This is a genomic window from Halorubrum saccharovorum DSM 1137, from assembly GCF_000337915.1.
In the GTDB taxonomy this organism is placed as follows: domain Archaea; phylum Halobacteriota; class Halobacteria; order Halobacteriales; family Haloferacaceae; genus Halorubrum; species Halorubrum saccharovorum.
This window is the reverse complement of the sequence record NZ_AOJE01000006.1, coordinates 61,659-82,749: the sequence shown is the minus strand read 5'-3', so window position 1 is coordinate 82,749 and position 21,091 is coordinate 61,659. Positions and strand designations below refer to the sequence as shown.

The following is a 21,091-nucleotide window of genomic DNA, read 5'->3' as shown; positions in this document are numbered from 1 at the left end:
CCACGGGAATCGCAGGGCACCCATGCGACTGCGAACCGCTCTCACTGAACACGAACGTCGGCGCGGCGAGCGCTACCCGGCTGAACGTCCCACTACCGCCGGCGCGTTCACGGGCGACGACGGTCGACTGGTCCACGTCGGACCGAACGGGACCGTCCACGACTGTTCGTACTCCCTCTCAGGCGTCGGTGGCGCCGACCGGCTCCGCATGGGGATCACGGCCGGGCGTGGCGTCCGGTGGTTCGACGACCTCACCACGACGCGCCAGCACTACGACGGCGACACGCCCCTCGTCGAGACCGAGTACGACGCCGGCCGCTACACCATTCACCAGTTCGATCTGGTCGTAAGCGACACCCACCTCACTCACGTCGAACTGCGCGGTGCCCCGCCGGCGGACGCGGAGCTCGTCGCGGCCTGCGCGTTCTCGCCGGACATGGTCGAGGGCCGCGTCGGCAACCTCGTCCACGGAGGGGCCGGCCCCGAGGACGGAAGCGTCGTCGAGGTGTACCACCGGACCGAACACGACTTCCTCACGGCGTCTACGGGGCTGTCGGCCGCGCACGGCCAGCGGCTCCGCACCGTCTCAGAGCTACTCGGGGAGAACGGCGAGGGGTTCCCGCACCGCGGCGAGATCGACCAGCGCGAGGACTCCCGGCTCACTCCCGACGTGGTCGTCCGCGCCCCGTTCGAGCGCGACGGGCGGACCGAACGCGTCACCCTCGCGAGCCGAGCGGTCCTCGACAGGCGGGAGACCCGCGAGACGGTCGACGACGCCAAGGACGCGATCTCCGACGGCCCCGACCGCCAGCGCCGCATCGACGAGCTGTCGCGGATCGCGACCGCCTACCCCGATGCCGACGACCTCCGCGACGCCGCCGAGGGCCGCGGCCCGACGGTCCCCGACGACGTGCCGCGTCGATCGGTGGTCGCCAGCGACCTCCGCGCGCTCGACCTGCTCACCGCCGAGTCCGGCGCGCGGATCGCCGCCCCGGAGTTCGACCCCTTCTACTCCACCTCCGGCGGCTACGGCTACACGTGGTTCCGCGACGAGGCGGAGACGTCGCTGGCCCTCCTCGACGCGAGCGACGAGCTCGGCTTAGACGCCGACGAGGAGCTGCTCGCCACGGCCTCCTTCTTCTGTCGCACGCAGGACGCCGACGGCTCGTGGCCCCACCGGGTGTGGGCCGACTCAGGCAAGGTCGCGCCCGGCTGGGCGAACGCACGGATCGAGGGCGCGAACGGCACTGCGGGCCCGAACGACCAGCTTGATCAGCCCGCGTCCGTGGTCGCCTTCCTCGCCCGGCTCCGACGGACCACGGACCTCCCGCCGGAGTGGCGCGACCGCGTCGACGACACGATCGCCGACGCGCTCGAGTTCCTCCGGGAGACGACCGAAGACGACGGGCTCCCCCGACAGTGTCAGAACTGCTGGGAGAACGCGCTGGGCCGGTTCACTCACACCGGCGCGACGTACCTCCGCGCGTTCGCCGCCGTGGCGCGCGCGCCCCTCCCCGACGACGTGCGGGCCGACGCCGCCGACGCGGCCGACGCCGCCCTCGCCGGCCTGCAGGACCGGTGGAACCCCGACACGGAGCGGTTCCCGCAGCGCGCGAGCGCGGAGAGCCGCGACGACCGCCCGGACGCTAGCACGTTCGCGCTCGCGACCGCCGCGACCGAGTACGCTGCGCTACGTGCGGAGCGCGGGGAGCGCGACACGGCCGCTAACGGCGGCGCCGTCGCCGGCTCGACCGCGACCGAAGCGAACTTCGACGCCTTCCTCGACCGCGTGACGACGCACGTGTTGACGACGATCGCAGAGCTCCGTCGCGAGACGGCCGATGTGGAAGGACTCGTTCGGTTCACCGGCGACGACTGGCGCACGGCGGAGCAGGGCGGAGCGAAGGTGTGGTCGATCGCGACGCTGTGGGGGTCGACGGCCGCCGCCGAACTGGGCGGACTCGTCCGCGAGCGCGGCGGGGACGCAAATGCCCTGTTCGGCGCTGCGCGCAACCTCTACGCGCTGTGTGAGCCCGACGGGCCGTTCGTCAACGACGCCGGGCTCATCGCCGAGCAGGCGTTCGACGACGGCGACCTCGACGGCGCGACCCCGATCGCGTGGTCGCACGCACTCCGGATCGACGCGACGGTGACGCTCGCGAGCCACGGGGCGCTTCCGGTCCCGCACGACGAACCTCAGGGGCCGGACGAGGCCCCTCACTGGACGACCGGTCGGAAGTTCGGCGTCGGCACGCCCGCCGACCACAAGGCCGCCGACCCGGTTCCGGTCTGGTTCACGCTGACCGAGGGCGCGCTCACCGAGGCGCGGTTCCCGCGGATCGACGTGATGAACGTCCGAACGTTCGACTTCCTCGTCGCCGATCCGGAGACGGGGTACACGGTCCGGACCTTCGACGAGACGAGCCACCTGTCGGCGACGGAGACGGTCGAGCGGACCACGGAGCCGAGCGTCGACGACGCCCTCGCGTACACGCAAACGGTCCGGGAGACAGGCGACGGCCACGGCCACCGCTGGACGCTCACCGTCGAGTACGCGGTCGACACCGACGGCGACGCGATCCTCGCCGACGTGTCGTTCGAGGGGAGCCGCGAGTACGACGTGTACGCCCTCGTCGACACCACGGTCACGAACGTCGGAACGAACGACCGCGGCGACCGCGTCGGCGGCTCCGACGGGTACCACCTGCTCGCTCGCAACGACGACGCGGCCCAGCGCGATCCGGGGAAGCTCGTCGACGACGAGGGTGACTCATTCGAGGTCGCGCTCGCGCTCGACAGCGCCGGCGGCTTCGACTGGGCGAGCGCATTCGCCGCGGACGACGACGCGGCGGACGCCCTCTTCGCCGACGGCGATCGGGGCGAGGGGAACGAGAGGGCCACCGGCAACGTCGTGCTCGCGGGGCTCGTCGGGAGCGGGACCGAGATATCGGATGCGGTCGCGCTCGGATTCGCTGAGAACGCCGACACCGCCGCCGCCCTCGGCGAGGCGCGCGGCGCCGTCGCCCGCGGCTTCGCGAACGTCGCCGAGTCGTACGTCGAGACGTGGCGCGAGTGGCTCGCGGACCGGGAGTTCCCCGCCTCCGTGACCGGCGACGCGGAGTTGGTGACGCAGTACCGGTTCGCGCTGATGACGCTCGCGGCCGTCGAGGACAAGCGGCACGACGGCGCGGGGATCGCCAGCCCGTCGGTGCCGTGGGGCGAGACCGAGTACGCCGCCGAGGACCGCGGCTACGGCTACAACTTCGTCTGGTCGCGCGACCTCTATCAGGTGTTCACCGCGCTGATCGAGGTCGGCGAGATCGAGCGCGGCGCGGACGCCCTCGCGTACCTCTACAACACCCAGCAGGACGACGACGGGTTCCTCCCGCAGAACACGTACATCGACGGGCGCACGCGGTGGGGCGGCGAGCAGATGGACAACATCGCCTTCCCGTCGGTGATGGCGTGGCAGCTGTACGAACACGGGGTCTCGCCCGGCGACACCGACTACACCTACGATCAGATCCGCCGCTCGCTCGGCTACATCGCGGCCAACGGCCCGGAGACGGCTCAGGAGCGATGGGAAGAGGAGGCCGGATACTCGCCGTCGAGCATCGCCGCCGAGATCGCGGGACTCGTCTGCGGTGCCGCGCTCGCGGTCGCCGAGGCCGACCGGATCGAGGCGGGCGACGCGTCCGCCGGCGGGACCGGACCGGACGCCGATCCCGACTCTCTCCGGGCCGACGCCCTCTCGTGGCTCGCGCTCGCGGACGACTGGACGGCCCGCGTCGAGGAGTGGTGCGCGACGGCCACGGGCACCGAGCGGCACAGCCAGACGCCCTACTACGTCCGCGTCACGGCCGACGGGGACCCGGAGATCGGCCGCCCGCGAACGATCGCCAACGACGGCCCCACGTACGACGAGCGGGAGATCGTCGACGGCGGCTTCCTCGAACTGGTCCGGCTCGGCGTGAAGCCCGCCGACGACACCGTCGTCCGCAACTCCGTCTCCGTGGTCGACGACTCGATCCGCGTCGACACGCCGTACGGCCCCGCGTGGTACCGGTACGTCGGCGACGCGTACGGCGAGATCGCACGCGGCGACCCCGGTGGGCCGTGGGCTGGGACCGGCGACGGCCGGGGTCGGCTCTGGCCGATCTTCACCGGCGAGCGCGGCGAGTACGAGCTTCGCGCCCGCGGCGACGGCCCCGACGGCTTCGGCGGCACCGACGAGGCGGCCCTCGAACCCGACGCGCTCCTGGAGACGATGGCCGGGTTCGGCAACTCCGGGCGGATGCTCCCGGAGCAGGTGTGGGACCGCGAACACCCGACCGACTACGGCTGGGAGTTCGGCGAGGGTACCGGGGGGGCGACCCCCCTCGCGTGGTCGATGGCCGGCTACATCCGGCTCGCGCACGGGGTCGACGCGGGCGAACCGGTCGAGACGCCGACCGTCGTCCGCGACCGCTACGTCGAGCGCGCCCGGTCTGAGCCGCCGGAGCTGACGGCGACCGACGAGTACGTCGACGACGATCTGGTCGTCTCCGGTGAGACCACCGCCGACGTCGTCGCGGTGTACACGCCGGGCGGAGCCGCGCTCGCGACGCCGGAAAACGGCGAGTATGAGTTCGACCTCGACCCGGCGCTCGACGCGAAGACGGTCGTCGTCGCCGCCGCAAACACCGGTGACGCGGACAGTGAGACGGTCGACGCAGACGCGATCCTCGGCGAATTCTCGGGCGCCGGAACCGCGGTCGAGCGGCTCCGGCTGTAGCTGAGGACGGGTTTCGGCGCTTCGAGAGCGCTATCCCAGCGCGGTCACGTCGACTTCGACGGTCTCTCCGCCTTCGCCGCCACTTCCGTCGGCGTCGAGTTCGACGCCGGCGGCTACCGACTCCCGAACCGCCTCGCGCCACGACTCGACCGCTTCGGTGTGCCGTTTCCTGCGCGTCTCCAGGTCGGCGTCCGGATTGTCCGCCATCGTCTCGTCTACCTCGGGGTACGGGGGCACGTCCGAGACGAGGTCGCGCGGGTCGACGTGGACCGGGGCGGGGGCGGCCTCGCCGCCGTCGTCGGGCGCCGCCTCGTCGCTCGCTCCGAGGCTGTGCAACCGGGCGCGCATCCGCCCCGAAAAGGGCGGCGTCACGCGCAACACGACCTCGCGGTCGCTCCGAAGGGTCGCCTCCAGCGCGGTCGCCACGTCGTCGCGGTGGACCGCGATCGACCGGATCCGGCCGGGGTCGTCGGACATCGACGGGTCGCCGTCAGTCATCGCCTTCCGACCACTCCACGTCCGAGAGGGTTCGCTGGACCGCCTCCTCGCCGACCGCTCCGGCGAGGTGTTCGAACCCGGCCCGGACGCCGCGGTCGCTCGCGTTCGCCACCAGCCGGGAGACGATGAACTCCGGCGTCGACTTCCCGACCGTACCGAACCGGGGCTGGTAGTCGACCCGCAGGTCCAGGTCGTTCGTGAGCCCCTCGGCGAAGATGCCGTCGATGCGGGCGGGGTCCGGGAGCGGGCTCAGGTCGTCCGCGAGGTGGGTGACGTACACGCCGAGCGCGCCCCGCTCGACCGTGAGCGTCACCAGCCCGTTCAGCAGGTCGGCGGCCCGCCCCGGCTCCGTGATCGCCTCGAACTCGTCGACGAGCATGAGGGTCCGACCGTCCGCGACCAGCGGCGGAACGACCGACTTCAGCGTCGACTCCAACACGCCGGCGTTGAAGGAGGCGTGCCGCCGGTGGAACACGATCCGGTCGAACGCGCCGACCTCGGCCTCCTCGGCGGGCACCGGGAGCCCCATCGACGCCAGCAGCGCGACTGCGCACAGCGTCTCCAACAGGGTGGTCTTCCCGCCCGAGTTCGCCCCCGTGAGGACGCTCACCCGATCGCCGGTCGGCGGCGCTTCGACGTTCGCCACGCCCGAGTCCCCGGCGAGCGAGTGGGTGCCGATCGCGTACGACACCGATTGGACCTCGCCGTCGATGAAGAGGTTGCGGGCGTTTCGAACCGCCACGCCGTCGTCGACGAAAGTTGGTCGGGTCAGGTCGTACGCCACCGCGAACCGCGCGAGCGACAGCAGGAACGCGGCGTCGGAGACGGCCGCGACCGCGCCGGCGACGGTGCCGGTCGCGCCCTCCTCGTCGCCGTCCTCCCCGTCGTCGCCGTCCTCCCCGTCGTCGCCGTCCTCCCCGTCGTCCCCCTCGCCGCCTCCGACCTCCATCCCGCCGATTCGCTCGCGGATGTCGGCGGCGACGGTCGCCTCGCGCTCCGCGACCGACTCCTCCAGTTCGGTCTCCAGATCGCGGAGCGTGGCGGAGACGAAGTCCGCGGCGTCGAGCGCCTCGTCCGGCGCGACCGAGCGCACCGTCGCCGGGTCGACGCCGGTCTCGCTCGCGACGTGGTCGATCGTCGCGGCCTCCAGCGCCTCGAAGTCGCGCAGCGAACCGTCCCGAACGGCGTCGAGCACGTCGAACGCGGAGTCGGCGAGGTCGCTGGCCGCGTCGAGCCGGTCGCGCCGCCGGTCCAGTTCGTCGTCCGCGCCGCGCGCGACCTCGATCTCCCCGTCGCCGGCGCTCGTCGGGTCGATCGCGCCTCGCACGTCGGCGAGGGCGTCGGCGGCGTCGCGCAGGTCGTCCCCGTCCAGCGCGCCGATCTCCTCGAAGGGCGTCTCCGTGAGGCCGACCTCGCGCAGCGCGACGGCGGTCTCGACGGCGGCCAGGTCGGAGCCGCCGGCCGCGTCGTACTCGTCGAACGCCTCGGTCACCCGGTCGCGCTCGCCGTCCGTGAGTTCCTGCCACGCGTCGCGGGCGGCGATCACGTCGTCGAGCCGGGACTCGACCGCCTCGCGGTCGGTGAGCGGCGTCAACACGCGGATCCGGTCGGCGGCGTGGGCGGTCAGCGCGTGGCTCGCCGCCAGCGCGAGGAGGTCGTCGTACACCGAGCGCGTGTCCCCGGTCGCGAGGACGTCCATGCCGGCCTCCCCGTTGGCCCGGCGGAGGATCCGGGTGGCTCGCCCGCGGTGGAGCCCGGCGTCGACGAGCGCCCGCACGTCGGCCGACTCGATCGCCTCGACCGCGCGCTCGGTCCCGAGCGACTCCGTGAGCCGCTCGCTCGTCTTGGGGCCGATCCCCCAGTAGTCCTCCAGTCGCATACGTCGTGGTGTCCCCCCGGCGTCTTGGCGTTTTCGTCGGGACGCGCGCCCGAAGGGGATCCGTCAGCTCACCGCGACTGGCGGTAGATCAGGTTCCGCTGGATGTCGTTGGCGCCCTCGTAGATCACCGGAATGCGCACGTCGCGGTAGACGCGGGCGATCCGGCGGTCGGTGAGGATCGAGCGCCCGCCGTGGAGCTTCATCCCCTTCTCGGCGCAGTCGGTCGCGACCTCCGTCGATTTCGTCTTCGCGAGCGCGGCCCAGTAGCCGGCGTCCTCGTTGTTCGCGACCTTCTCGCAGGCGCGCCAGTTGAGCGCGCGCGCCGACTCGAAGCCGATCCGCATGTCAGAGAGGGTGTGTTGGACCGCCTGGAACTCGTTGACGGTGCGGCCGAAGGCGTTGCGCCCGTGGACGAACTCCTCGGCCTCCTCGATGGCGGCGGCGGCGAGCCCGAGCCCGTGACCGCCGACGACGACGCGACCGTGGTTGAAGAAGTCCGCGAGGACGTAGAAGCCGCCCCCCTCGCTGCCGACGACGTTCTCCTCGGGGACGAAGCAGTCCTCGAAGACGATGTGGCCCTGCTTGGAGGCGCGCATCCCCATCTTCTCCGGGATGTGCTCGGCCTCGTACCCGTCCGAGTCGGTCTCGACGATGAACAGCGTGTAGTTGGAGTAGCGGTCCTCGCCGTCGCCCGTCTTGGCGTAGACGGTGAGCCAGTCGGCCTCGACCGCGTTGCCGACCCAGTACTTCTCGCCGGTGAGCTCGTAGCCCCCTTCGACCGTCTCGGCCTTCGTGGTCATCCCCGCGAGGTCGGAACCGGTCTCGGGCTCCGAGACCGCCAGTCCCGATATCTGGTCGTTCTCCGCCACCGGCCGGAGGTACTCCTCCTTCTGTTCGTCGGTGCCGTACTGCTCGACCATCTCGCAGCCGAAGCTCGCGAGCTGGAGCGTGAGCGCGATGCCGGCGTCGGCGCGGTAGAACTCCTCCGCGATCGCGAGCACCTGCGCGAGGTCAAACCCCTTCCCGCCGTGCTCCTCGCCGATGTCCTGCGCGACGAGCCCGGCGTCCATCCCCGCCTCCAGAATCTCCCACGGGTACTCGCCCGAGTCGTAGTACGCCTCGGCGTTCGGGGCGATGTGCTCGTCGGCGAACTCGCGCGCCTCCGCTTTCACGTCCCGTGCGTGCTCCGGAACGACACTGTCGTCGAGTAGATCCATGTCCGGTATGCGGACTTCGTGGTCAAAACGTTCGTGAAACAACGAAGAACTTCGGGACTGTTTATCCGTCGTCGGGATCGCTCGTTTCCCGCTCGCCGTCGCCGGCGTCTGTCGTCCGGTCACCGCCGGCAGCGTCCGCCGTCTCGTCGCCTCCGCCGTGTTCCTCCACCTCCTCGCCGCTTTCGCTGTCTCCGGTCCGAACACCGTCGCGGTCGCCGTCGTCGGCGCTGTCGCCGTCGACGCGTTCGCCGTCTCCGCTTTCGTCCCGGTCGTTCGGCGTCGTCGATGTCGCCGGCTCGGCTGATGCACTCGCCGCGTCCGACTCGGTCGGTTCGTCGGGATCGGTCGGTTCGGTCAGTTCGCCCGGATCGGCCGGATCAGTCGGCTCAGCCGGTTCGAATCCCGCCGTTTCCAGGTCGGCGTCACCGCGCGGATCGTGCCCGCGATCGCGGAGGATCCGGCGCACCGCCGCCCGATCGACCGTTCCCGACACGGTTCGGGGGAGATCGTCCACGTACGCGACGGTCTTCGGGATCTTGAACCCCGCGAGCCGGTCACGGGCGAACGAGACGAGGCGCTCCTCGTCCACGAGCGAGGACGCGTCGCCGTCGGGCGACTCCTCCGCGGCCGTTTCGGGCTCGCCCGTGCGTTCGCCGTCGCCTCCGTCGCTGTCCGGGTGTCGGTCACTCGTCGCTTCGGCCTCCGTCGCTTCGGTCTCCGTTTCTCCCTCCTCCGTCGCTTCGGTCTCCGTTTCTCCATCCTCCGTCGCTTCGGTCTCCGTCGCTCCGTCGCCGGTCGCTCCGTCGACCGCACCGCCGCTGTCGACGGCTCCGTCGGCCACCTCCTCCGCGATCGCTGCGCCGTCCCGGAACCGGTCGCCCACCGCGAGCAGCGCGGAGACGCGCTCGCCCCACACGTCGTCGTCGAGCCCGACCACAGCAGCGTCATCGACGGCGGGGAACTCCCGGAGCACGTCGACCACCTCGCCGGGCTCGACGTTCTCGCCGCCGGTGATGATACGGTCGTCGAGGCGGTTGAGCACGTAGAGGAACCCCTCGTCGTCGACGCGACCCACGTCGCCGGTGTGGAGGCCGTGCGGGCCGAACGCCGATCGGTCGAGTACGGTCGTGTCCGGCTCCCCGCCGTCGATGTACCCCGGCGTTATCGTCGGACCGTCGACGACGATCTCGCCGGTCTCCCCGGGTTCGACGGGCGCCCCGTCCTCGTCGACGACCGTCACGTCGGTGCCGAACAAGGGACGACCGACGGTTCCGAGCCGGCCCTTCGTCTGTCGGGGCGTCGCGGTCGTGATCTGGGAGGCCGATTCCGTCATCCCGTAGGTCGGGTACACCGGGATCGAGTAGCTGCGGCAGCGCTCGATCAGCTCGTCCGGGGCGGGCGCCCCACCGAGTAACACCACCCGGAGCGTGTCCGAGAGGGTCCCCCGCCTGTCGAGCATCCGTCGGAGCATCGTGGGAACCAGCGAAATTCCGGTCACGTCGTAGGTGTCGATGTCGTCGGCGGTGCCGCCCGGATCGAACCCCTCGCGGAGCACGAGCGTCGTCCCGTACAGCGCGGAACGGTACACCGGGGCGAGTCCGCCCATGTGGTGAAGCGACAGCGACACGAGCCACCGATCGCCGTGTTCGACGCCGAGCCGGAACGCGGACGCGACCGCCGAGCTGTAGATGTTCCCCGCCGTGAGCGGAACCGGCTTGGGATCGCCGGTCGTCCCGGAGGTGAACAGGATACAGAGGGAATCCGAGGTGGCCCACTCCGGCGGCTCGACCGGCTCAGGATCGACGCCGTGTACCGCCGTGACGGTCCCATCGCCCGGGTCGTCGACGGAGAGCACCGGCACGTCGGTGTCGCCGTCGAGGCAGTCGACGGCACCGAGCGCGGCGTCCTCCGTCGGCTCCGCGCACACCACCGCGTCGAGGTCGGCCCGCTCGACGCGCTCGGCGAGCTCCCGCTCGGTGAGCTCCTGTCCGAGCGGGACGAACGTCGCCCCGATCCGCATCGCCGCGTGGACGAGTCCGACGGTGCCGACGTACGGCGGCGTGAGCACGCCGAGTCTGTCGTCCGCCTCGATGCCGTGCGCGACGAGCCGGCCGGCGGTCTCGGAGACCAGCCGGTCGAGGTCCGTGTAGGTCCACGCCTCTCCGTCCTCGGCACGTATCAGCGCGGTGTGGTCCGGCGAGGAGGCGACGCGGTGTGATAGCCAGTCGCGCATCGTCGTCACCGGAGCCGAGTTCGTCGTCTACTCATCGGCGGACTGGCGCACCGTCAGTACCGGCACGTCGGAGGTCCGAACGACGCGCTCCGTGACGCTGCCGAGCAGGTAGCGATCGAGTCCCTTCCGGCCGTGGGTTCCCATCACGATCACGTCGACGTCGTTCTCGTCGACGTAATCCCGGATCGACTGGTACGCGGTGCCCGTGGCGACCGTCGTCTCGCAGTCGACGCCGGCGTCTGCAGCGGCGTCGGCGACGCGGCTCGTGGCCTCTTTCCCCTCGGATTCCAGCGCTTCGACGACGATGTCCGCGCCGGCTTCGAGGGTGGAGTACGCCGCCCCGTCGACGACGTAGAGGGCGTGCAGGCGGGCGTCGTAGTGTTGCGCGAGGTCGATCGCGTGCTCGATCGCGGCGTCCGACGCCGGACTGCCGTCGGTCGGGACGAGGATCTGGGAGTACATCTCGTCGCCAGATACGTCGGTGTCAATTAAAAACCCGATCACGACGAACCGCCGTCCGCCGCGGCCTCCCCGAACACGCTCTTCGATCCTAGCGGAATCCCATCGCTTCGATCTGCTCTTGATATCGGTTGCGGATGGTGACCTCGGTCACCTGCGCGACGTCGGCGACCTCGCGCTGGGTCTTCTTCTCGTTACACAGCAGCGACGCGGCGTANTTGCGGATGGTGACCTCGGTCACCTGCGCGACGTCGGCGACCTCGCGCTGGGTCTTCTTCTCGTTACACAGCAGCGACGCGGCGTAGATGGCCGCCGCGGCGAACCCCGTCGGCGACTTCCCCGAGAGGAGCCCCTGCTCGGCGGAGACGTCGATGATCTCCGTCGCCTTGGACTGGACCTCCTCGCTGAGCTCCAGTGAGGACGCGAACCGCGGAACGAACTGCTTCGGGTCGACGGGCTTGAGCTCCAACCCGAGTTCCTGGGAGATGTAGCGGTACGTCCGCCCGATCTCCTTTTGCGGGACCCGTGACACGTCGGCGACCTCGTCGAGCGAGCGCGGGATCCCCTCCTGCCGGCAGGCGGCGTAGAGGGCGGCGGTGGAGACGCCCTCGATCGAGCGTCCCCGAATGAGGTCCTCGTTCAGGGCTCGTCGGTAGATGACGGAGGCGACCTCGCGTACCGATCGGGGGACGCCGAGCGCGCTGGCCATCCGGTCGATCTCCGAGAGCGCGAACTGGAGGTTGCGCTCGCCCGCGTCCTTCGTCCGGATCCGCTCCTGCCACTTGCGCAGCCGGTGCATCTGCGACCGCTTCTCGGAGGAGAGCGACCGCCCGTACGCGTCCTTGTCCTTCCAGTCGATCGTCGTCGTCAGCCCCTTGTCGTGCATCGTCTCGGTGATTGGGGCGCCGACGCGCGACTTCGACTGCCGCTCGGAGTGGTTGAACGCGCGCCACTCCGGCCCGCGGTCGATGTTCCGTTCGTCCAGCACCAGGCCACAGTCCTCACAGACGAGCTCCTGATCGGCGTCGGTGACGATCTCGGTCGAATCGCACTCCGGACAGGAGAGCGTTTCTTCGTCCGACTCTCGCTCGGTGTCCCGCTCCTGTTGGCGCTGGCGGCTCGGACGTTCCATTATAAGGTTTCTGGTTACTCCCGCATTTAAACCTTTGTCCCGGTTCGCAGGTTGGATCGGTTCGACCGCTCTCCCGAAAAAGCGAGAAAACCGGCTGTGGAAGCTCTGTGCGGTACGGTTACCGTTCTTCTGCGGCTTCGACTCAAAAGCGGCCTAGCGAGTTGTATCGGCGCGGTGAACACGAAACGTGACCGGTCTCGACGGTCGGAACGATCGGTCGATCACAGAGTAACAAGGAGGAAGCCCACGGCTTCAGTCGTGGGTAACTGACGAGGCGGTTCCGATCCCGGTCCGGGGTGATCCGGTCCGGGGTGATCCAGTCCGGGGTGATCCAGTCCGGGGTGATCTGGTCCTGGGCGATCCGGATCGATCTAGTGTCACCTGACTTATAATATTACTATAAGGCATTTAACAAAGCTTTTGTATTACTATTATATATAGTAGTGTATGAGCACGACGCAGTCCGACGGGATCGAAGCCACGCTCAGCGGCTGTCGCCCGGCGGAGATCGACCCCATCGTCGTCGACGCCGCCGACCTCGAAAGCACCGCCCCCGAACACCTCCGCGACCTCAAGGCCGAATTTGCCGCCCGCGGCTACCAGCCCGCGACTCTCTCCGTCTCCGGTCGGTTCGACGGCGGCGACACCCTCGCCACCCAGCGCGAGGCCGACCGCCTCCGCGAGTTCGTCCGTGCCGCGTCGTTCCTCGGTGCCGGCCGTATCGAGGTCCGGCTGGACGAGGTCGCCGACCGAGACGCGGCCGAGCCGGCGCTGTCGGCGCTCGCCGAGCGCGCGCGCCGCGAGGGCGTCGAACTCGTCCGCGTCGACGACGGCTCGGCCGCCGCCTGAGCGGATGGCGTCGAAGCGCTCGCTCGCGACCAAGCTCGGCGTCGTCGCCGGATTCGAGGCGCCCAGCGCCGCGCTCGAACAGTACCCGACGCCGCCGGACCTAGCTGCGCACGTCGTCCACCTCGCCGACCTCCACGGCGACGTCGACGGCCGGACCGTCCTCGATCTGGGCACCGGGACGGGGATGCTCGCGCTGGCGGCGGCCCTTCGCGGTCCCGCGCGCGTGCTCGGGATCGAACTCGATCGCGACGCGCTCTCGACGGCGACCGAAAACGAGCGCCGAGTCGCCGGGAGCGCGCCCGTCCACTGGATCCAGGGCGACGCGACGCGACCCCCGCTCGACGTGCCCGATCCCGTGACCGTCGTGATGAACCCGCCGTTCGGCGCGCAGGACGGGAACCGGAACGCCGACCGCGGGTTCCTCGCGACGGCGAGCCGCGTCGCCGCCGTCTCCTACTCGGTCCACAACGCCGGCAGCCGCGAGTTCGTCGAGGCGTTCGCGGCCGACAACGGCGGCGAGGTCACCCACGCGTTCGCCGCCGACTTCGCGATCGAGGCGCAGTTCGACCACCACACCGACGCCGCCCGCGAGATCGACACCGAAGTGTACCGGATCGAGTGGGCCTGACGCGCGTCGCCGCCGGTCTCCGCGCTCCCGTTCCAATTCACTGCCGCCCCTCGTACGTCTCCCGCTCCGCGATCCGCACCCGCGTCTCTCCCCGCACCGCGAACACCGCGTCGCGCTTCTGGACGAACGTGACCCCCCGCAGCGTCACCGACTCGTTCGCGGCCGGAAGAGGGGCGACTTCGGCCCCGCCGTCGCCCGTCACGCGCAGTTCGAACCCGCCCTCGACGGCGGCGACCGTGACGTTCCGGCCCTCGATTCGGGGCTCGGCCCGCGCCGGGTCGCTCGTGAACAGCGTCGACCGCGTCTCGTTGCGCACCGCGTCGACCCGGTAGGTCGGCCCGCCGTTCGCCGCCACCCAGCCGGTGCGCTGGACCCAGACGGTCTCGCGCCAGCCGGTCCCTCCCACGTCGATCGCGCGGTACCCCCAGAAGGCGAGGTTCCCCTTCGAGACCGCCGCGGTCCAGATCTCCCGGTCGGCGTTCGCCACGATCACCCCGGAGGTGTTGACGCTCGTCGACCGGCCGAACGCCTCCACGTCGACCGCGCTCACCACCCGGTTCTCGACGTTCTCGGCGTACGTCACCTGATACCCCTCGATCTCGATCGGGTCGCCCGGAAGCTCGGTGTCGTCGTCGACGGCGACGAGGTTCGGCGCGATCCCCGGTCCGGCCACGACCGCCAGCGCCGAGACGAGCAGCAGCAGGCCGACCGCCGCGGGCGTCGCCGACCGGATTCCCTCACGGACCGTTTTCGGCTCCGAGACGGCCATATCCGACCGGATCGGCTCGTCGCGTCCGGCGATCGCGAGCGCGGCGAGCGCCGCGAGGACCGCGAGCAGGCCGAGTCCGACGGCGCGGTACATCTCGTACCGCTCGTTCCCCAGGTACCAGTAGACGGCCCAGAGCCGGCGGGACGCGCCGAACAGCAGGACCGCGCCGAACGCGACCAGCGCGGTCGTCCGCGATCGCGGGTCGATCCACTGCGAGTCCACGTCTGTCCACGCGGCTCCCGCGCTCCGCCGCCGTCGAACGAGCCACACCGCGGCGATGATCCCCGCGATCAGTCCGATCGCGTGGCTCTGTATCGCGACGTTCGCCCAGCTCGGCGCGCCGTACGAGCCGCTCGCCTCCGAGACGACGACCGGGTTCCGGAGCGTCCGGTAGGTCACGTTCACCAGCGTCGCGCCGGTGAGCGCGGCGATCGTTTTGACCGGGTAGAACACGAGCGCGAACCCCCACAACGCGAACACCACGCCCGAGAAGCCGATCACCGGTCCGAGCGCGAACGGCGACGAGAGGACGCCGAACGACAGCATCGCTCCCGGAACGACCACGAACGCCCGAACGTAAGGGTTCGAAGCAAGCGATTCGCGCGAGGAGGCACCGACCGCCAGCGATTCCCGAACCGGCGCGAGGGAGCCGGCGGCGGACAGCGACCCGACCGACGGGAGCGACCCGACAGACGGGAGTGACCCGACCGACGGGAGCGCCGATCGCACCGTCCCGGTTCCCTCGTCGACATCGCGACCGCCGGGGAAGTGCCCGTAGGCGTACTCGGCCAGCACGCCGGCGACGAGCGTCGACAGGAGGTTCCCCGTGATGTGGCCTCTCCCGGAGTGCGCGAGCCCGGACCAGAGCATTCCCTCGGGGTAGAAGTACGACCACGACCGGAAGGGGATCACGACGGGTCGGTCCGGGTTCTCCAGCCCGCTCTGTACGAACAGATAGACGGCGACGACCGCGGCGATCGCGACGAGCGTTCCCCACGGGACGCCGAGGAGGAAGCGGGAGCGGAGCGCCCGCGTCCACGCTCCGCTCGGACGATCGGCCCGATACACGACGGCGAGCGCGGCGGCGACGAGAGCGCCGCCGGCGACGAGGTGAGCGGCGTCCGACGAAAGCGCCTCCGCGACCATGTGGGTGAGGGAACGGCCGAGCGCTTAAGAATTCGCGGGTCGCTTCCGGCCGCGAGACCCTCCACTGACCCGGCGGTACTTCCGTCTCAGATCTTGTTTTCGGCGTCGTCGGCGAGCTCCTCCATCCGCTTGCCGACGCGGCCGGCGGGAGAGAATTCGTCTTCGCTCATCGCGTTCGCGAGGGCGTTTCCGAGGACGAACACGGCGTGTTTGTGCTCGCTCTTCGATTTGTGGACGTGGGAGGGATCGACATCGAGCTCGTCGTACGGGTCGAAGAGCGAGCCGTCCACGGTCTCGTGGTTGCGGAAGTGCTCCATGATCGTCACCATCTGCTCGTGGAGTTCGAGAAGCTCGTCTTTGTGCATACCCGTTGATACGGGCCGTACACCCTTTAAGCGTTGTTGAGGGGTATACGCACGGTTCTGCAGCGTTTCGACATCCGGCCGGGAACCCAAAGCGGGACTGAAGCCGATCGGGAAACGGCGGCCGGTTCGGAGGGGCGGCGAAACGCTCGGGGACGGCGAGGGAGTCCGGAACCGATCGGAACGAGACCAACGGAAGCCGAGTGCCTCAGAAAACGTACTCGTCTTCGTGGCCCATCATCCCCTCGTCTTCGAACCCGCTGGAGTCCTCGTCGTCTCGCGGACCGCTCGTCTTGAACGCCTTTATCCCCGTCGACAGGAGCTCTTCGACCGCCTCCTCGCGGTTGAGGAACTCCCCCTGCTCGACCATCTGAGCGATCTGCATCTCCAGATGCTCCGGCACGGTTATCTCTACTTGTGGCATTTCCTGCTGGGGAGTAATGGGAATGGGTATATAAATGTGGCGTCGATGCTACGGTTATTAGAAACCGATTTCGGGCAATCTTGAAAGTCTATTTCTGAGCATTCGAATAACTATTTTATATCCTGCAATTCGTTGGGTTTCCCGAACATGTCGCGGGGCGTCTTCCCCGTGCACCTCCGTCGGCCGCTGTCGCGAGAGCGACATACATAGGTGAGGCCGGGACGTACGGGAGGTCATGACCGAAGCCGGCGCGCCCGACGCCGACGCCCGCGTAGATTCGGGAGCCGATGACGCTGACGCCGCTGCCACCGACGCGATCGAGGACCTCACGGACCTCTACCGCGAGTTCGGAGACGACCGGCTCCCGCCGGGACAGCGCGAGACCGATCGGTTCCCCGTGCTCTCGAAGAGCGGGACGCCCTCGTGGGACCCGGAGACGTTCGAGTTCGAGGTGTGGGGCGCCGTCGAGGACCCGCTCGCGTACTCGCTTTCCGCGTTCCGCGATCTCCCGTCGGTGACCCAGCGGCAGGACTTCCACTGCGTGACCGGCTGGAGCAAGTTCGACTGCGCGTTCACCGGCGTCGAGTTCGGCGAGATCGTCGACCGAGCGGGCGTGCGAGACGACGCCGAACACGTCCTGTTCCACGCGCTCGACGGCTACACGACCAACCTCTCGCTGGAGGAGTGCACCCGCGAGGGCGTGCTGTTCGCCTACGGGTTCGACGGCGACGACCTCCCGGCCGACCACGGCGGCCCGGTCCGGGTCGTCACGCCGCATAAGTACGCGTACAAGGGGGCCAAGTGGGTCTCCGGCGTGGAGTTCCTCGCAGAGAAGGAGCTCGGCTACTGGGAGAAGCGCGGCTACAGCGACACCGCGAACCCGTGGAACGAGGAGCGGTACAGCTGAACCGCACCCCGGTTCCCGCTCGCGGACTCCCGGGATAGTCAGGATAAAGGTTCCCCGGACCCGATCAAATGGCAATGGTACGGGCGCGTTCGTCCCCGGTGTCGACCCTCGTTAGCCGCACGACCGGGATCGACGCGCCCGCCTTCGCGGCCGCGTTCGACGCCCTCTCGGCGCCGCGAATGACGTGGAACGCCCCCGACGACGCGCTCGTGTTCGCCAGCGGCGCGGCCGCGACGCTGACCGCGAGCGGCCCGGACCGATTCGCGGCGATCCGATCCGGCGCCGACGACCTGTTCGACTCCGGCGACGTCCACGCCGGGACTGAGGCCGCCCGTCCCCGTCTCTTCGGCGGGTTCGCCTTCCACGAGGGCGGATGCGACGGCGACCCATGGGAGCCGTTTCCCGAGGCGCGGTTCGTCCTCCCGCGCGTGCAGGTCACGTTCGCGGACAACGGCGCGTGGCTCACGGTGAACGCGGTCGGCGACGACGCCGATCCCGACGCGGTCGAGGAGCGGCTCGCCGCCGAGCGCGACCGGATCGCGGGACTCCCGAGGGAGGGAGACCGCCCGCCGCGGCCCGGAATCGCGGCGACCCGCCGGACGACGAGCCGCGAGGCGTGGCGCGAGAGCGTCGAGGCCGCGGTCGACCGGATCCGCGGCGGCGACCTCCGGAAGGTGGTGCTCGCGCAGGCGCTGGAGGCCGACCTCGACGCCCACTTCCCGCGGGCGGCGACGCTCGACCGGCTCGCGGAGAAGTACCCGGACTGCCACCGCTACTACTTCGAACCCGACGCCGAGGGGAGCGCCTTCTTCGGCGCGACCCCGGAGCGGCTGGTCGCGCTGCGCGGTCGGACCGTCGAGACCGACGCGCTCGCGGGCACGACGGGTCGAGGCGAGACCCCGGCCGAAGACGAGTGGCTCGCGCAGGAGCTGCTCGACGACGCCAAGAACGTCCACGAACACGAGCTCGTCGCAGACACCGTCCGCGAGCAGTTAGAGCCGTTCGCGGCCTCCATCTCGGCGGGCGAGCGACGCGTCCGGCGGCTCGCCACGGTGCAACACCTCCACACCCCGATCACGGCCGAGCTGAACGCCGACCGCCACGTCCTCGACCTCGTGGAGGCGCTCCACCCGACCCCCGCGGTCGGGGGGCTCCCGCCGGACCGCGCGCTCGAAACGATCCACGACACAGAGCCGTTCGACCGCGGCTGGTACGCGGCGCCGGTCGGCTGGATCGACGCCGCCGGCAACGGCGCGTTCGCGGTCGCGATCCGGTCCGCGGTGGCGACCCAAAGCCGAGCCACCCTCTTCGCCGGCGTCGGGCTCGTCGCCGACTCCGACCCCGACCGCGAGTGGGACGAGGTCCAGCTCAAGTACCGCCCGATCCTCGACGAGCTGGAGGGCGGGAGCTGACGGGGCGCTTTCGGTCGAGGTGCCGAGTGAGGCGCCGAGTGTCGGCGCCCCTCACTGGAACATCTTCAGCGGCTCCGCCTGCGAGCTCTCCTCGGTCGCCTCCTGCATCCGCTTCGCGAACGCCTGCTTCGCGTTCTTGATCTCGGTCGCCTGATCGACGAGCCCCTCGGTGGGCGTCTCCGTTCCGGCGATCGGATCGATGCCGTCGAGGATGAGGACCCGAGCCGCCTCGGGGTCGGGGAACTGCGGGTCCGACTCGACGATGAGCCCGACCGCGTCGCGACCGCGCTCCAGCGACTCCGCGAGCATCGCGCCGGTCGGCCCGGAGACGAGTCCCGACTCCGGCGGGTCCTCGACCTCGGCGCGAGAGAGCGCGTCGCCGCCGTTCCCGGTCGCGACGCCGTACAGGTCGGGCGGCGTCTCGTCCTTCTCGCGGCCGAGCCCGGAGAGGAACACGGGGAACGCGCCGGTGTCCTCGAACCAGGTGTCGAGACAGCCGGCGACCTCGGTCGCGGCGCCGGGATTCACCGGGACGTCGCTGCGGAGCGCGACGAGGTCGCGTTCGGCGTCGGCGTACAGCCGCACCGGCGACGTCAGCGAGGGGTCCGACTCGTGGTAGACGGCCACCCGCGGGAGCCCGTCGCAGTGCACGTTCGCGTAGTGGACCATGTCGTGGGCCTCGATCAGGTGGTCCGTCGCGATCTTGCCGACGAGGCCGACGCCGGGGAACCCCTCGACCAGCGTCGGCTCGTCCAGCGACACCTCGTCGTCGAGCACGGAGATGCGTGCCATGCGCTCTCGTACTCCCGCCGCCGACCTAAAGGTGGGGCGCGAAGTGGCGGCCACCCGGGGCGATCCGATCGCCCTGTCCCGAAACCGACTAACCGTCCGGCGCGCAAGGGCGGTCATGAATCCCCTCGACCGCTACGAGGCCCTCGTCGACGATGCCGACGCGTTTCGGGCAGCCTGCGACCGGCCCCTCCCGTCGGTCGTCCGCGTGAACGAGATGGCGGCCTCGCCGGCCCGCGTCCGCGAGGCGTTCGACGAGGAGGGAGTCGCCTACGAGCCCGTCGACTGGCACGACGGGCTCTTCCGGCTCCCGGACGGCAACCCCGGCGGCAACTGGCCGTACGTCCACGGCTGGACCCACGGCCAGGAGGAGGTCTCCGTCCTGCCGGGGCTCGCGCTCGATCCGCGGCCGGGCGACCGCGTCTGGGACGCCTGCGCGGCGCCCGGCAGCAAGACCACCCAGATCGCGGACGCGATGGACGACGAGGGAACCGTCGTCGCCAACGACAACAACCTCGGGCGGCTCTCCGCGCTCCGGCACAACGCCGAGCGACTCGGGATCACGAACGCGATCGTCACCAACCAGGACGCGCGCAACTTCTCGACGAAGCCGCTCGCGTTCGACGAGTTCGACCGCGCCCTCGTCGACGCCCCCTGCTCGTGTGAGGGAACCTGCCGCAAGAACCCGGACGTGGTCGACCAGTGGACCCTCGATCACGTCCACGCGGTCGCCGGGATCCAGAAGGGGATCTTGGCGCGCGCCGTGCAGGCGACCCGCCCCGGCGGGACCGTCGTCTACTCCACCTGCACGTTCGCGCCCGAGGAGAACGAGGCGGTGCTTGACCACGTCCTCGGCGAGGAGGACTGCGAGATCGTCGAGCTCGACCTCCCGCTCGACACGGTTCCCGGCGTCACGGAGTGGGAGGACGAGACCTACGACGAGTCGGTGACGCGCGCGCACCGCGTCTATCCCCACCACAACGACACGGGCGGGTTCTTCTGCGCGAAGCTGCGCGTGGGCGGTGACGACCCCAACGCTGCCAGCGGCGGCGAGGAGGCGAGCGCATGAGCGACGACGCCCCCACCAACGACGGCCAGCGCTTCGACCGGCTCCCGGAGACCCCCGCCGACCGCGAGGTCGAGGGGCGCGCGAGCAGACGGGAAGTGCTCGACTGGTGGGCCGAGCGGTTCGGGATCGAGAGAGGGGTGTTCGAGGGGTACAGCTTCTGGGAGAAGGGCGCGGGGAAGGTCTGGATCTTCAACGGCGAGGCGACCGACCCGAGCCGGGTGGAGGCGATCGGGATGACCTTCCTCCGGACCCGTCAGGAGCACTGGAAGCCGACGACCCGGGCGGCCACCCGGTTCGGGGGTCTCGCGACGAAGAACGTCATCGAACTCGACCCCGAGCAGGCCGCAGCCTTCGTCGCCGGCGACGACCAGGACCTCCCCGAGTGGGACGGCGACTGGGGGTACCTGATCGCGGCCCACGAGGTCGCCGGTGAGCGGGCGCCGATCGGCGTGGGGCTCTACCTCTACGACGAACTCCGGTCGGTGGTGCCGAAGGGGAGTCGGGCGGACCTGCCGGTCGTGGAGTAGGCTGCGAGTCCACCGCC

General features: G+C 70.4%; 17 protein-coding genes. 7 read left to right on the top strand and 10 right to left on the bottom strand.

Translation table 11 applies throughout. The features are described 5' to 3' along the window. The first annotated feature begins 22 nt into the window (after nt 1-22). Nucleotides 23-4,774 carry a glycoside hydrolase family 15 protein gene (locus C471_RS01355; RefSeq protein ID WP_004045962.1) on the top strand — a complete coding sequence of 1,584 codons (4,752 nt, stop codon included), beginning with the start codon at nt 23-25 and terminating at the stop codon, nt 4,772-4,774. Nucleotides 4,775-4,804: 30 nt separating this feature from the next. On the opposite strand, the gene C471_RS01350 is transcribed toward C471_RS01355, so the two are convergent. From C471_RS01350 to C471_RS01325, 6 genes are all read right to left on the bottom strand, one after another. Further along, nucleotides 4,805-5,272: a hypothetical protein gene (locus C471_RS01350; RefSeq protein ID WP_004045961.1), complete on the bottom strand. Its 468-nt coding sequence runs from the start codon at nt 5,270-5,272 to the stop codon at nt 4,805-4,807. After that, nucleotides 5,265-7,151 (bottom strand): MutS-related protein, encoded by a 1,887-nt coding sequence (locus C471_RS01345; protein WP_004045960.1) that lies wholly within the window; start codon nt 7,149-7,151, stop codon nt 5,265-5,267. The genes C471_RS01350 and C471_RS01345 overlap by 8 nt, the downstream gene beginning before the upstream one ends. 68 nt (nt 7,152-7,219) lie before the next feature. After that, nucleotides 7,220-8,368: an acyl-CoA dehydrogenase family protein gene (locus C471_RS01340; protein ID WP_004045959.1), complete on the bottom strand. Its 1,149-nt coding sequence runs from the start codon at nt 8,366-8,368 to the stop codon at nt 7,220-7,222. Between the two features lie 61 nt (nt 8,369-8,429). Beyond that, the gene (locus C471_RS01335) at nt 8,430-10,601 is read right to left on the bottom strand and encodes a class I adenylate-forming enzyme family protein (protein ID WP_049908913.1); all 2,172 of its coding nucleotides are present in this window, start codon (nt 10,599-10,601) and stop codon (nt 8,430-8,432) included. A gap of 27 nt (nt 10,602-10,628) precedes the next feature. Then, on the bottom strand, nt 10,629-11,063 hold the full coding sequence (locus C471_RS01330; protein WP_049908908.1) for a universal stress protein: 435 nt from the start codon (nt 11,061-11,063) through the stop codon (nt 10,629-10,631). Between the two features lie 88 nt (nt 11,064-11,151). Then, nucleotides 11,152-12,192 carry a transcription initiation factor IIB gene (locus tag C471_RS01325; protein ID WP_004045956.1) on the bottom strand — a complete coding sequence of 347 codons (1,041 nt, stop codon included), beginning with the start codon at nt 12,190-12,192 and terminating at the stop codon, nt 11,152-11,154. 447 nt (nt 12,193-12,639) lie between these two features. On the opposite strand from C471_RS01325, the gene C471_RS01320 reads away from it, so the two are divergent. Continuing rightward, nucleotides 12,640-13,041, top strand: coding sequence for a hypothetical protein (locus C471_RS01320; protein ID WP_004045955.1), 402 nt, complete (start codon nt 12,640-12,642; stop codon nt 13,039-13,041). Between the two features lie 4 nt (nt 13,042-13,045). Next, nucleotides 13,046-13,669 (top strand): METTL5 family protein, encoded by a 624-nt coding sequence (locus C471_RS01315; protein ID WP_004045954.1) that lies wholly within the window; start codon nt 13,046-13,048, stop codon nt 13,667-13,669. 37 nt (nt 13,670-13,706) lie between these two features. Here C471_RS01315 and C471_RS01310 read toward each other — a convergent pair whose 3' ends face one another. From C471_RS01310 to C471_RS01300, 3 genes are all read right to left on the bottom strand, one after another. Next, entirely contained in the window at nt 13,707-15,584 is a 1,878-nt protein-coding gene (locus C471_RS01310; RefSeq protein ID WP_004045953.1) for a rhomboid family intramembrane serine protease, read from the bottom strand. A gap of 86 nt (nt 15,585-15,670) precedes the next feature. Beyond that, a complete protein-coding gene (locus C471_RS01305) occupies nt 15,671-15,949 on the bottom strand; it encodes a UPF0058 family protein (protein WP_004045952.1) in 279 nt (92 codons plus the stop codon). Nucleotides 15,950-16,154: 205 nt separating this feature from the next. Further along, nucleotides 16,155-16,370, bottom strand: coding sequence for a DUF7120 family protein (locus C471_RS01300; protein ID WP_004045951.1), 216 nt, complete (start codon nt 16,368-16,370; stop codon nt 16,155-16,157). Nucleotides 16,371-16,605: 235 nt separating this feature from the next. Here C471_RS01300 and C471_RS01295 point away from each other — a divergent pair, with 235 nt between their 5' ends. Further along, nucleotides 16,606-17,277, top strand: coding sequence for a sulfite oxidase-like oxidoreductase (locus C471_RS01295; protein WP_004045950.1), 672 nt, complete (start codon nt 16,606-16,608; stop codon nt 17,275-17,277). A gap of 74 nt (nt 17,278-17,351) precedes the next feature. After that, complete coding sequence (locus tag C471_RS01290; RefSeq protein ID WP_394295185.1) at nt 17,352-18,689, top strand: isochorismate synthase; 1,338 nt, start codon at nt 17,352-17,354, stop codon at nt 18,687-18,689. 51 nt (nt 18,690-18,740) lie between these two features. On the opposite strand, the gene C471_RS01285 is transcribed toward C471_RS01290, so the two are convergent. Further along, nucleotides 18,741-19,481 (bottom strand): proteasome assembly chaperone family protein, encoded by a 741-nt coding sequence (locus C471_RS01285; protein WP_004045948.1) that lies wholly within the window; start codon nt 19,479-19,481, stop codon nt 18,741-18,743. Between the two features lie 115 nt (nt 19,482-19,596). On the opposite strand from C471_RS01285, the gene C471_RS01280 reads away from it, so the two are divergent. Both C471_RS01280 and C471_RS01275 read left to right on the top strand, forming a co-directional pair. After that, a complete protein-coding gene (locus C471_RS01280) occupies nt 19,597-20,547 on the top strand; it encodes an RsmB/NOP family class I SAM-dependent RNA methyltransferase (protein ID WP_004045947.1) in 951 nt (316 codons plus the stop codon). Next, nucleotides 20,544-21,074, top strand: coding sequence for a DUF7122 family protein (locus tag C471_RS01275; RefSeq protein WP_004045946.1), 531 nt, complete (start codon nt 20,544-20,546; stop codon nt 21,072-21,074). The genes C471_RS01280 and C471_RS01275 overlap by 4 nt, the downstream gene beginning before the upstream one ends. The last annotated feature ends 17 nt before the right edge of the window (nt 21,075-21,091 follow it).